Source organism: Flavobacterium sp. H122 (genome assembly GCF_004959765.1).
Taxonomy (GTDB): Bacteria; Bacteroidota; Bacteroidia; order Flavobacteriales; family Flavobacteriaceae; genus Flavobacterium.
Genome location: NZ_SJZD01000003.1, coordinates 132,342 through 146,237, shown reverse-complemented (window position 1 = coordinate 146,237; position 13,896 = coordinate 132,342). Strand labels below are relative to the sequence as shown.

The 13,896-nt window shown below is 34.1% G+C and carries 6 protein-coding genes; 5 read left to right on the top strand and 1 reads right to left on the bottom strand.

All coding sequences use genetic code 11. The annotated features are described in order from the left end of the window. The first annotated feature begins 64 nt into the window (after positions 1–64). Positions 65–2,221, top strand: a complete 2,157-nt coding sequence (locus EZM65_RS06050) for a TonB-dependent receptor (protein ID WP_136667661.1) — start codon at positions 65–67, stop codon at positions 2,219–2,221. Between the two features lie 60 nt (positions 2,222–2,281). Here the strand turns inward: EZM65_RS06050 and EZM65_RS06045 are convergent, their stop codons facing one another. Next, positions 2,282–2,788 carry a helix-turn-helix transcriptional regulator gene (locus EZM65_RS06045; RefSeq protein ID WP_136667660.1) on the bottom strand — a complete coding sequence of 169 codons (507 nt, stop codon included), beginning with the start codon at positions 2,786–2,788 and terminating at the stop codon, positions 2,282–2,284. Positions 2,789–3,143: 355 nt separating this feature from the next. On the opposite strand from EZM65_RS06045, the gene EZM65_RS06040 reads away from it, so the two are divergent. From EZM65_RS06040 to EZM65_RS06025, 4 genes are read left to right on the top strand one after another with little or no spacing between them, the layout of a single operon-like run. Then, entirely contained in the window at positions 3,144–3,605 is a 462-nt protein-coding gene (locus EZM65_RS06040; protein ID WP_136667659.1) for a T9SS type A sorting domain-containing protein, read from the top strand. Between the two features lie 9 nt (positions 3,606–3,614). Then, positions 3,615–9,935 (top strand): RHS repeat-associated core domain-containing protein, encoded by a 6,321-nt coding sequence (locus tag EZM65_RS06035; protein ID WP_136667658.1) that lies wholly within the window; start codon positions 3,615–3,617, stop codon positions 9,933–9,935. Between the two features lie 20 nt (positions 9,936–9,955). Next, positions 9,956–10,645, top strand: a complete 690-nt coding sequence (locus EZM65_RS06030; protein WP_136667657.1) for a hypothetical protein — start codon at positions 9,956–9,958, stop codon at positions 10,643–10,645. Beyond that, positions 10,645–13,857 carry a T9SS type B sorting domain-containing protein gene (locus EZM65_RS06025; RefSeq protein ID WP_136667656.1) on the top strand — a complete coding sequence of 1,071 codons (3,213 nt, stop codon included), beginning with the start codon at positions 10,645–10,647 and terminating at the stop codon, positions 13,855–13,857. The genes EZM65_RS06030 and EZM65_RS06025 overlap by 1 nt, the downstream gene beginning before the upstream one ends. Positions 13,858–13,896 lie beyond the last annotated feature (39 nt).

Here is a 13,896-nt window from a genome sequence, read left to right as displayed (position 1 = left end):
GTTACGAGAAAATCAATTATTAACAAACAGAATAATTACCCCTTTTATTCGTAAATGTTTACGGATGAGAACTTTATTCAAAACAAAAAAATGTGCTCCCAAAGCACAAACTCAAAAGACATTTTTAAGTCTATTATCTATTTTCTTTTTTCTTTTTTCTTATGCTCAAGAAAAAGTAAAAGACACTACAAAAACAAACCAACTTTCTGAAGTTACTGTTCAAGCTACCAGAGCCAACGATAAAACTCCGGTTACTTTTACCAATTTCACTAAAAAAGATTTCGAAAAAAGAAATTTAGGCCAGGACATACCGGTCTTAATGAATTATCTTCCTTCTGTAGTCACGACTACCGATGCAGGCAACGGAGTCGGATATACAGGAATACGCGTGCGTGGCAGCGATGCTACCCGTGTAAACGTAACCATCAACGGAATTCCCTACAATGATTCTGAAAGTCATGGTACTTATTGGGTAAACATGCCCGATTTTGCTTCTTCAACGGAGAGCATACAATTACAAAGAGGTGTTGGCACCTCAACCAATGGCGCAGGTGCTTTTGGTGCCAGTTTAAATTTATTAACAGATAAAACTGCAGATAAAGCTTCGGGAGAAATTTCCAATTCTATAGGAAGTTTCAATACCTTCAAACACACTGTAAAATTCAGTTCAGGATTATTGAACAACGGTTTTGAATTAGCAGGCCGTTTATCTAAAATTAAATCGGATGGATACGTTGACAGAGCTTCTTCCAGATTAAGCTCTTACTTTTTACAAGGTTCCTACATTGGTAAAACCACCAGAATTAAAGCATTGGTTTTTGGCGGAAAAGAAAAAACGTATCAAGCCTGGAATGGTATTGATGGCGCTACCGTAAACACTGACCCTACTTTTAACTGGTCGGGATATTTTATTGATGAAAACGGCAAAGAACGTTTTTATGACAATGAAACCGACAATTACCAACAGGATCATGCACAATTGCACTGGAATGAAAAATTCTCTGATGTTTTAAACATGAATCTGGCTTTGCATTATACCAAAGGAAAAGGGTATTATGAAAACTACAAAGAAGATGCATCCTTTGAAGATTATGGAATGACCCCGCCTGCGGGACAAACCACAACCGATTTAATCCGTCAAAAATGGCTTGACAATGATTTTTACGGAACGACTTTTTCATTGAATTATAAAGATGAGAAAACCGAAGTGATTCTTGGAGGAGCGTTAAACAAATATGAAGGAAGTCATTTTGGAAAAGTAATCTGGGCGAGAAATGCGTCGACTGGTGAATTAGGCGATAAATATTATAACGATTACGGAATCAAAACTGACGCCAATGCTTTCTTAAAAGCGACATATACAATTTTTAACAAACTAAGCCTATACGGAGATTTACAGCTTAGAAATGTAAGTTATGAAGCCAATGGCGTTCAAGCTGATAAAGTGAATGATACTTTCAATTTTTTAAATCCAAAAGCAGGTTTAACATATACATTCAACGATAATACCAACATCTATTTCTCTTATGCAAAAGCACACCGTGAGCCAAACAGAACGGATTATGAAAACGGAAATCCGCGTCCGGAAAAGCTGGATGATTTCGAACTGGGCTGGCGTTTAAACTCGGAGAAAATAAAACTGAATATCAACGGTTATTATATGCTGTACAAAGACCAGTTGGTACTTACCGGAGAACTGGATGATGTAGGAGCTCCTATCCGCAAGAACAGCGGAAAAAGTTACCGCTTGGGATTTGAAGCCGATGCAAGAATTATGCTTTCAAAACATTTTATACTGGCTCCTAATATAAGTATCAGCGAGAACATGAATAAAGATTTTTACAATGACGCTTCCGGAACTCCGGTTGCTTTAGGAAATACAAAAATTGCTTATTCTCCTCAATTCATTGCAGGAAATATCTTTACCTATATGCCAATTAAAAACGTGTATATCAGTTTACTTTCAAAGTTTGTAGGCAAGCAATACCTGAACAATCTAAATGATAAAAAGGCTTATTTACCGGATTATTTTATTAATGATTTTAACTTCAGTTGGGATATACCGGTAAACAAAGCATTGAAAGAAGTTAGTTTCAGTGTGGTTTGCAGCAACATATTCAACAGAAAATATGTTTCCAACGGATATGATTATTATGGAACCAATTATTATTATCCGCAGGCAGGCGCCAGCTTCTTAGCGGGGGTTAGTTTAAAGTTTTAATACTTAGCTTAAAAAGAGATTATTAAAATATTAATAATCTCTTTTTAGTTACATATTTTTCTAAAAATCTAGTAGTTGCTTATGATAGGACACAACGCTTTTAAGTTCTATTTGCAATTTTGTCTGCGCTACTACTCCGTGTTTTTCCATTTTTTTACGGGCATTCATTTCAAGTAGACGGATGAAATCTTCTTGATTGGGATTTGACTTATTCCTTAAATAGTCAACCAAGTGTAATGCTGCTTGTGCTTTCTTGTATTTTACTTCTGTAGCTACAATCTTTTTTTGAAGAAACTTCTGTTTGTATTGCATTTCGGCTAGTTGCGCTTCTAAAGCAATTTTGATCTTTTCTTTATCCAGAGCCGTATGTGTATTCTTATCAACATCCAACTTTGCTTTTTCTTGTACATAGGACCACATTTCTACATAAGCCACCATTGCTTTTGTAGGCAAACTCCGTTTCCCCAACTCAAATAACGAAAACTGGCTCCTACTCACTCCAAGTAACATTGCCGCTTCTTCTTGGCTTATACCTAATGCATTTCTAAAATCGCTTGAACTCGCCATATCTTTTTGTAGCAATTTATTTCAAAAAAATTATTTGCTACTCAACTTGTTGCAATTTTAATAAAATTTTATTTTTTGCTACATAAGTAGCAGCAAAATATTTTAAATATACATTTTGCTACAAACTGCTTTTTAAAATCTCTAGAAGTAAACCAACCTCTTTGCACAAAATCAAAAATGAATTTCATCGATAAAAACATTCACTTAATCGATTATGTCGGTGATTTATTTTTACATAAAACTCAGAATCAAATCCTTAACTATTTACGATTAAAAATGGTAAAAATCACTAAAAATGGGGATTGATTTATGGATGCTTTTTAATCTACTTTTGCACCTTAAAAAATTTAAATAAATGAAAAAACTATTTTTTCTATTCTTCCTCATTGGCCTTAATTCCATAGGACAAACACCTAAACGAATAAAATTTATGTATGATTCTGCCGGCAATCAAATCCGCAGGGAAATTATTATTAATGCCCCGGCAAGAATCTCAAACGATACTATTTATAAAACGCCGGAAACACTAACTCCAAAAGACTTAATTGAAGATATTGAATATTCCGACATAAAATATTACCCAAATCCAGTATTAGAGGAACTCTATGTGAACTGGTCAAATACAAATGAAAAATACATATCTAGTATTGAACTATATGCATTAAACGGTCAATTGCTTTTACAAAATCCAAATCTGAAAAGAAATGAAAACACCATAGTTTCTTTTAGAAATTTTCCTGACGGATATTATAGCTTATTGTTAATGTACAATAATGGGGAAAGAAAAACATTAAAAATTTTAAAAGCAAAAAAATAAAGCGCTGAGATGAAAAAAATTATTCTTTTTACAACTTTCCTTTTTTCAATAACTACTTTTTCACAGTCTGACAAGCAAAACAAAGTAAATACTGGACAACAAACTTTAAGAGAGGAACCAATCGACCCTAACGATCCCTATGACCCATTAGACCCGGTAGACCCGGTAGACCCTCCTTTACCAACAGAAGTCGGCAAAACCAGAGGTGAACTGTCCGTATCTTTAACGGGGGCAGCTAATTACACCGTTCCTATTCAAGTACCACCAGGTATTAATGGCATAGAACCCAAACTCTCACTTTCTTATAATAGTCAGGGAGGAGTAGGATTAGCCGGTTATGGCTGGAATGTTTCCGGGTTATCATCCATAACAAGAATTCCTGCCACCAAGTTTCATGATGGGTTTAATGACCCGGTAGACTTGGACAGTAATGACCGTTTTGCGCTGGATGGACAACGATTAATTTTAGAGACAGGCACTTACGGTGAAGCAGGTGCAACATACGTTACTGAAAATCACTCTAACGTAAAGATCATGACTTTCCCAATTAGTGGCAACCCCACAAGGTTTTATTTTAAAGTACTATACCCAGATGGATCTTATGCTATCTACGATGCAGAAAATGGAGGATATAACACGAACTATAAAATAAATACTTGGGTAAATCCTCAAGGATTAAAAATAAATTACAACTACACTAATTCAAATAATTTTTTATACATCTCATCCATTAAATATGGTATTTTAGATTCAAGTGCCAGTATCAATGAAGTGCAGTTCATCTACAAAACAAGAAACAATGCTGAACAATATTTTCAAGGAGGATACGAAATAATTGATGGCAAAATATTAAGTGAAATAAAGATACTAGGAAATAATGTAGGCTATAAGAACTACACCTTAACTCATGATATAATAACAGGTTATGAAAGACTAACCAAAATACAGGAAAAATCTGGTGATGGTATTAAATTATTAACTCCTGTTGAGTTTGTATATGGAAGTGACAATCAAATAACAATGCAATTTTTGAACAAAAAAGACATAGTATCAGGAGGTGAAGCAATGGTGACTGCACGAAAATTTCAACCGGTATTAGGAGATTTTGATGGAAATGGGGAGTTAGATATGATAATAAAGAGCAATTCAGACACTATAACGAACCAAACAATTATTAGAAATTCTGATTTATTTTTAAATTTTGATGAAACTTCTGCTGGGTACATTCAAGGCACAAGAACTTCTACTCCACATATTGTTAATGGAGATGCTATATTAGATACTTTTACTTTTGACGGCTTGGACTATAACACCTCAGGAAATAAAATTGCAAATAAGCAAGGATGGTGTGACATCGAAAGAGTTGGCGTTGATATTTTATTTAAAATTTATTCAAAAAGTTCAACGGACGTCATACAACTTAACGAAACAAAGAAACTTGAAAATTTTGATGGACAAAAAACAAATTTTTTAAAAGGTGATTTCAATGGGGATGGTTTATTAGACGTAGTTGCTTTTACTGGTGAAAGACAACTAACAGATAAAATTAAATTTTATTTTGTCAATTTAGACAAACGCGCAACTGTAGATTATACTCAGTATCTAGGTGAAGTAAAATATTATGACAATTATTCCTATAAGAAAAACCTAGTAGTTCATACAGGCGACATTAATGGAGATGGGAAAACAGATATAATACTTTATATTGAAAACGATGTTAATTCATACGTGGCTGTTTATAATTTGAATGATACTAATACTGGATTAAACGAAATCATTAATTTTAAATATAAGTTTGACTTATATTCAGATAATGCAAAAAAATCTATTCATGAAGGTGATTTCAATGGTGATGGAAAAACTGATATTTTGTTTACATCTACTGCTAGAGTTATTTTATATTCAACAGGAAGCAGTTTTAAAGTCGAAACAATACCTTCAGATATCCCTACTGAGGACGAAAACAATACTATTTTTATTTATGACATTAATAATGACAAAAAAAGTGATTTTTTAAGCATTACTAAAAACAGAATTTATTCAAGTTCAGAAACTGTTTATTCAACATTATACGTTAAACAAGACGGAACTCTATGTGACCCTCAAAAAGAAGTTGATTGCTATCAAATTACCAAAGCCTTTAAAAGAGATACATATAAAATTGATCTAGTTGTAAAATCTTTTGTGAAAAATGGTGTTCTAGGAATTAATTCGACTGTATGGAAATCCAATACTTTAAATTTTTCAACAGGGAGTTTTGAAACAAATGCTTCGCCAATTTATGTCTATCAACCATTTTTCATAAAAACCAATAAGAGTTTTACAAAAAATATATTATCAATAGCAGATTACAATGCTAACAAATTATTGTTTTTTGACATCTCAAGTATAAATGATAACAAACTACTTAAAAAAATAAAGAATAACAACAATGAAGAATACATAACTTACAATAACATAGACTATAACAGCCATTACTCTAACGCTAGTCAACTAGAAAACTATCCAAATTATGACATCTTAGTTTCAAAAAAGTTTAAAATAGTTACAAAAATTATACAAGCTGACAACACAAATTACAAAGTGCAAGACTTTAAATATTATGGAGCTACTACAAATTTTGAAGGCCAAGGTTTCCTTGGCTTCCGTTCAATTTTAAGAACAAATTGGTATAATGATACTTCTCAAATTATTTCAAATATCACAAAATTCGATATAAACAAACGTGGTGCACAAACAGATAGTTTTTCTGTTTTAGGATTAGCCTCTCCAACCCTGACATTAAACTCTGGAACATCTTTCATCAATAGAACACAAACCATTTACAATAACGAAGATACTGTTTTTGAAAATCCATTATTAGTTAATAAAGTTTTCAAACTAAAACCTACAAAAATAATCCAGACTAATGGTTTGGAAGGTACGAGTGTAGAAAAAACCTTAACCTATAATACCAATAACAGTCCAACTCAAATAACTACTACCTATAAAAATGGGGGCGTTACTGAAAAAACAGCTACACAAACACTAAACTACGATTCAATCACTACACCTTATATGGTGGATCGTTTGACTCAAAAAAACTATACGGCAACAGTTTATCCTAGTGGCGATACCACAAGCAGTGAGGAAGTCTATACGTATAATACAAATTTATTAACCCAAATAAAGAAAAAAGGGGACGGTACAGATTATTTAACTGAAGACAACCAATATGATGCTTTTGGAAATATTACCAGAAAAACGTTATCAGCAACCAATATGACATCTAGGGTAAGTTCATTTGAGTACGATTTATCAGGACGTTTTATAACAAAGAAAACCGACATAGAAGGATTAATAACAAATTACACCTATGATCTTAACAAAGGACTATTGTTGACAGAGTCTTTTCCTTCTGTGACGTCTTCCAGTCTAAAAAACACCTATACTTATGATACTTGGGGAAAACTGATTTCTAAAAGTAATATTTATGGTAAAAAAGAGAATTATACTTATGCAAATACTTATGAAGGTGGTTTTACTAAAAAAATAACCAATGAGGAAGGGGGCTATTTAAAAGTAACCTATGATGCTGTAGGCCGCGAAATTCAAACAGAAAATAAAGACCTTAACGGTAACAGTACATTTGTAGATAAGGGATATGATTTCAATAACAGGTTGACTACTGTTACCCAACCCAATAACGGAAATCAAAATGTTTGGAACGAAACCCAATATGATATTTACGGGAGAGTCATCCAAACTATAAGTTTAAAATCCGGAAGCTCACCGGGTAAAGTAACTACTTATTCTTATTCAGGAACAACTGTAAGTGAAAACGACGGTGTTAAACCGAAAACAACAACCAGAAATTCATTAGACCAAACAGTTTCATTAACCGAAGCGCCTGGAGGTACTATTAATTACAGTTATTTTGCTAATGGTAATTTAAAATCCACTGTCTGCAATGGGGCAACCATAACAATAGTACAAGATGGCTGGGGTCGCAAAAAAGAATTAATTGATCCTTCAGCAGGAAACAGAAAATACGATTATAACGCTTTTGGAGAATTAATCAAAGAGGAAGTTGCAGGGCAAGGTGAAACCATTTATGAATTGAATAGCGTAGGCAAATTAATCAGTAAAACGATAAATGATGCCGGTGGAAATTTATTCTCAAAAAGCACATATACTTACAACGCAAATAAATTGGTTGAAAGCATCCGCCTAGATGATTATACTAATAATTCATTCACGACAAATAACTTTACGTATGATGCATATTATAATATTCTTTCTACTACAGAAGAATTGAATGGCAAAGCGAAATTCAGCAAAACTATTACATACGATGCTTTTGGCCGTCCATCAACAGAAACCTATACATCACAAAATATAAGTAATAACAAGTCCTCTTCAAGAACGATAACAAATGTCTATAAAAATGGTTACAAATGGAAAAATTTAGATAACTCGACAGGCTTGCCAATATGGGAAACCAAAACGGTAAATCCACAAGGTCAGATTTTAACAGCAAGTTTGGGTAACGGGGTAGCTATAAACAATACGTATGACATATACGGTTTCCCTACACAAAACAAACATGATAAGTCAACCACAAATATTATGACTTTAACCAATACATTTGATCCTATACGAGGCAATTTATTGACAAGGTCAAATAATATGTTTGGGGCATGGAATGAGACATTGTCGTATGATCTGGCTGACAGACTTACAACCTATAAAAATGCACAAGGTGTACAAACACAAAATTATAACAATAATGGAACCATTGCGAGTAACAATATAGGAGATTATGCCTACACATTTTCTGGAAAACCGCATCAGGTTTCATCAGTAACACCAGTTGACCAAACATCTACTTCACCAGTGCTAAGTTACTTTGATCCTAAAATACAAAATGTAACGTATACCGTTTTTAAAAGTCCTATAAGCATTAAAGTAGAATCGAAAGAATATATTGATTTCGAATACAATACTTATAACAACAGATCCGTAATGTATTACGGCAGCCTTGATGCAGATAAACAATCGAGACCTTACCGTAAATACTATGCTGCCGATGGTACAATGGAGATTAAATTAAAAACTACATCCCCTGCATCTCTGGAATTCATAACCTATTTGGGAGGAGATGCTTACTCAGCACCTGCCCTGTTAAAAAGTGATGGTACTACGCAAAAAATGTATTACCTTCACCGCGATTACCAAGGAACCATTGTAGGTATTACCGATGATTTAGGAACCATGGTAGAAAAACGCTTGTTTGACGTTTGGGGTGAAATGATTAACTATCAAAACGGAGCCGTAACCACCATTCCGTCAACAACCGGAACCATGTTCATTGACAGGGGCTATACAGGACATGAGCATCTGTTAGGAGTAGATATTATAAACATGAACGGGCGTATCTATGACCATAAATTTCATAGATTCTTACAGCCTGATAATAATATTCAGGATCCAGCCAATACGCAAAACTACAACCGTTATGCGTATGTAATGAACAACCCAACCAAATATACTGACCCATCAGGAGAGATTTGGGGATGGGTTGTAGGGTTTTTAGTTTCTACTTATATACATGGTGCGCAAGCTACAGGCAATGCTAATCCTTTGGAATGGAATGCGGGACAATGGGCTGGTGCAGTTTCTTCAGCTGCTGGACCAACAGTATTTAATTATGTATCAACAACTGCTACAGATGCCGTAAATGGTTATATTATGAATTACGACCAACCTACTGCCGCACAGATGGAGTATATGAATAATAATCCTGTGGAGAATCATAGTTATGTAAATACTTCTGTTAATTGGGAAAACGAATCAAGTTTTGATATGGCAAGTAGCGGTACAAATGATCCCTTCGATTTTCGTGAATATCAAATACAGAAAAAAGATTTACTGGATTTTAATTTTAAATTAATAGACCGTTTTAAAAATTCTGGATTGGATCCTGATATTGAAGCTCCACATAACACTAAAGAACAAGCCCAATTACATGCAATGAAAATAGTTTATAGTGTAAAAGGATTAAATGACTTTTACAAATCTGTTGGCTCACCAAATTTTGAGTTTTTGGGAAGGAGTAGTAGTCAAAAAAGAGGGGAAACACCTGGAATAAAAACAATATATCTATATAACGGAGCTTTTATTTCCAATTATTGGTTAGCTTCAACAATTTTTCACGAACTCACTCATGTTTACCAGAATTTACATATGGGTATAAGTACAACTGAAGCTGAAAGAATGGCTTATTCTGTAGAATGGAGGCTTGGAAATAGAGATGAAGGAATTAAGAAAATGATCAAACTGAATCAATAAACTACTAAAAAAGTACACTTATGAAATTTTTAAACTACATCCTTTTAGTTATTTTGTTCTCAAGTTGTTCAAACGGACAAGATTTAAAACTTGAAATATTATCAAAAGAAATTAACTCTTTAGATATTAAAGCTGAGAAATACAGCGATTTTATGAATGAAGACTCTTTAATATCTAAAAGATTTAAAAAAGCTAAAACAATAATAACCTATAAATTAACAAATAATAGCAATAAAACTTATTTCTTCAATATTAAATCTTTTCAAAAAGAACTTATTAATCAAAATAGTATTAAGTTAGACAAGTCTTATATTAATATTTTTGATGATAAAAATGAAATTGTAAAAATCAACAAATCGATACCTTCAAGATTTCTAAATGAAGAAGAATTAAGATTTGAATTATTAGATTATGATTTCAGATATTATAGCAAAGGGCAAAATTTTATTATACATCCTAAAGAGACTTTATATTTCGAATGGTTTGTAGTTTTACCATTTGGATGTATGATTGAGGAGCCTAAATCCATCGTTGAACTTAACTCTAATAAAAAATATGAAATTGAGTTATGTATGACTAGTTATAATAATAGTAAGTCACAAAAATATTTAAGTCGTACAGAGCTTGAAACAATTAAAGCAAATGGTTATGAAATTTTTGATGGAACAATAAAATCAAAAAACAAAATTCCTATAAAATTTGTTAAATAATGTTTTTAAAAAAAATTATATTTTTTTTATTTTTCACCACACTCGCTTACTCTCAAAAAGAAGCGAGTGTTTGGTATTTTGGGAGCAATGCAGGAATAAAGTTTAATGCTGATAATAGTATTACCACTCTCACTGATAGTCAAATGATTGCCAGTGAAGCTTGTGCTACTTTAGCTGACAGCAATGGTAATTTGTTATTTTATACTGACGGAGTAAAAGTATGGAACAAGAATCACCAAATCATGTCTAATGGTAACGATTTAGCGGGACACTGGTCAACTACGCAAACTGCAATAGTTCCTAAGCCTGGTTCTCCCAATTTATTTTATATTTTTACTTTGGATTATGAAGTACATCCTAATGGTTTTCGGTATTCGGTAGTTGACATGAACCTCAACGGAAGTCTAGGTGATGTGACAAACGAGAAAAACATTTTAATTTATGCTCCTTCAAATGAAAAAATAGCAATTGTAAAGCATGCTAACAATGTTGATTATTGGGTAGTAACACATGGTTTTGGAAATAACACATTTTACAGTCATTTATTAAGTTCATCAGGCTTAAGCAACAGCCCAACACTTTCTAATACAGGAACTGTAGTCTCTGGTTCTACAGACAATGTATGGGGATACATGAAAATTTCACCTGACGGCAGTAAGTTAGCCGTATGTAGTTTACTAAATACGGAACTGTTTGATTTTGACAGTTCCTCAGGACAAGTAACAAATCCAAAAATTCTTTATTTTGGCACTGATAATGAAATGTCTTATGGTACGGAATTTTCTCCTGACAACAATATATTATATATTTCAATTGCCGGCTTGTTTAAAATCATCCAATATGACCTTAATGCACCTAATATTGCTTCAAGTGCATTTGATATAACCACACCTAACATCCAACCATGTGCACTACAGCTAGGCCCTGATAATAAAATCTATATTGCTCAATTCTTTAAAAGAAAACTGGGTGTAATCAATAACCCCAACACATTAGGAATAGGCTGCACTGTACAAACGAATATGCTTGACCTTAATGATAAACGTTGCGAAATGGGGTTACCTTTTTTTACTTCCTCATTGTTCTACACTCCGGTTATTCAATGGGATACCAGTTGCGAGAATGACAATACAACATTCACCATTAGCGGCATTCAAAATATTACAGCAGTTACTTGGGATTTTGGTGATGGCTCACCTGTACAAAATGCTATTAATGGAAATCACACCTACCTTACACCTAATACTTATACCGTTACGGCTACTGTTTCAACTCCTACGGGAATAAGAACCAATACCCGTGAAATTACAATTTTCCCTAAACCTGTAATCACCTACTCAGTGTTTCTAAAACAATGCGACGACAATATTGACGGATTTAGTGTATTTAATTTGACCGAGGCCAACAGCAAAATATCAGCCAATTACCAAAACGAAACCTTTACGTATTACAAATTGGCTACTGATGCACAAAGCGGGAACAATCCCATTCCTAATCCAACGACATACACCAATCAAACCGTAAGTAATGATGTGGTGTATGTGAAAATAGTCAATACCAACGGTTGTTTTAGAATTGCCCAATTAAATCTTAATGTTTCCACGACGCAAATCCCCGCTACCTTTACCCGTAGCTTTACCGTTTGCGATGATAGCCTTTCAGGAAGCAATACCGATAGGGTGGCTAGTTTTAACTTTAGCAGTGTGACAGCCCAAATCCAAAACATTTTTCCTGTAGGCCAGCAATTAAACATCACCTATTACCGTAATCTTGCTGATGCTCTGGCAGAGCAAAATGCTATTGCAGATACAGCCAATTATAGTAACATAGGCTACCCTAATACACAAAATATCTACATACGCGTGGATAGTAAAATCAACAACGATTGTTTGGGTTTAGGACAACATATAACGCTAAATGTAGAACGCATTCCTATTGTTCAACCTAAAGTGTACCAACATTGTGATGACGATCAGGATGGGAACTACGCTTTTAATACAGGAACGGTTCAAAGCGAACTTTTGAATGGGGTAACCAATGTCTCGGTAAGCTATTTTGACCAAAACAATAACCCGTTACCTAGTCCGCTACCCAATCCGTTTGTAACACCCTCACAAACCCTACGTGTCGTGGTGCGAAACAATACTGCTACGGGTTGCCAGTATGAAACTACGATTAAATTCATTGTGGATGATTTACCTGAGGCGTTTCCTATAAGCACTTCTCTTACTACGATTTGTGATGACGAAGCCAATCCCGTAAACCAAGACGGAAAATATGCTTTTGATACCTCTACTTTTCACAATACAATATTAGGCAATCAAACAGGTTTGACGATCAACTATTACGATCAAAACAACAATCCGTTGCCTAGCCCGTTACCTAATCCGTTTATGACAGGAACACAAAATATCCGAGTGGAAGTGATTAATCCAACCAACACTAATTGTATGGCTAGCATTTCGATTCCATTTGTAGTGCATCCTGTCCCAAAAATAAATCTTTCAGGCAACGAAATTGTGTGTAATGCACAAACTATCACCAAAACTTTAGATGCTGGTCTATTAGACAATTCTCCTACAACTGATTATACCTATGTTTGGAAAAAAGACGGAACACTTTTAACCAATGAAACCAATTATTCCTTGAATATTACACTGGAAGGTTTATATACCGTTGAAGTAACCAATGCATACGGTTGTTCAAGAACCAGAACAATGAATGTTTCCGCATCTGATCTGGCCACTATCACTGATGTTCAGGTTTCTGATTTGTCTAACAATAACAGTATAGTTGTAACGGTTATCGGTAATGGGGATTATGTGTATAGCCTAGATAATACCGACTTCCAACAGTCCAATGTTTTCAGCAATATTCCTGCGGGGGTATATACTGTTTATGTAAAAGACTTGAACGGTTGCGGGGTTAGCTCAAAAGAGGTGAGCGTACTAGGAATTCCTGCCTTTTTTACCCCTAACGGTGATGGCTACCATGATTACTGGAACATTCAGGGAATTAGTATGGCAATAAACACCAATACCAAAATTTTAATTTTTGACAGGTTCGGCAAACTACTCAAAGAGCTTAGTCCGCTAAGCCAGGGATGGGACGGCACGTATTTGGGTAATCCACTACCGGCTAACGATTACTGGTATACCATACAACTAGAGGATGGAAGAAACCTGAAAGGACATTTTAGTTTGAAAAGATAAAATTAAAAAATGAAAGAGGCAGTTTTTCTTAAAACTGCC

Excerpts from the sequence above, each read along its gene's own strand:
- EZM65_RS06050 (WP_136667661.1), top strand. The coding sequence starts at position 65 with ATGAGAACTTTATTCAAAACAAAAAAATGTGCTCCCAAAGCACAAACT.
- EZM65_RS06045 (WP_136667660.1), bottom strand. The coding sequence starts at position 2,788 with ATGGCGAGTTCAAGCGATTTTAGAAATGCATTAGGTATAAGCCAAGAA.
- EZM65_RS06040 (WP_136667659.1), top strand. The coding sequence starts at position 3,144 with ATGAAAAAACTATTTTTTCTATTCTTCCTCATTGGCCTTAATTCCATA.
- EZM65_RS06035 (WP_136667658.1), top strand. The coding sequence starts at position 3,615 with ATGAAAAAAATTATTCTTTTTACAACTTTCCTTTTTTCAATAACTACT.
- EZM65_RS06030 (WP_136667657.1), top strand. The coding sequence starts at position 9,956 with ATGAAATTTTTAAACTACATCCTTTTAGTTATTTTGTTCTCAAGTTGT.
- EZM65_RS06025 (WP_136667656.1), top strand. The coding sequence starts at position 10,645 with ATGTTTTTAAAAAAAATTATATTTTTTTTATTTTTCACCACACTCGCT.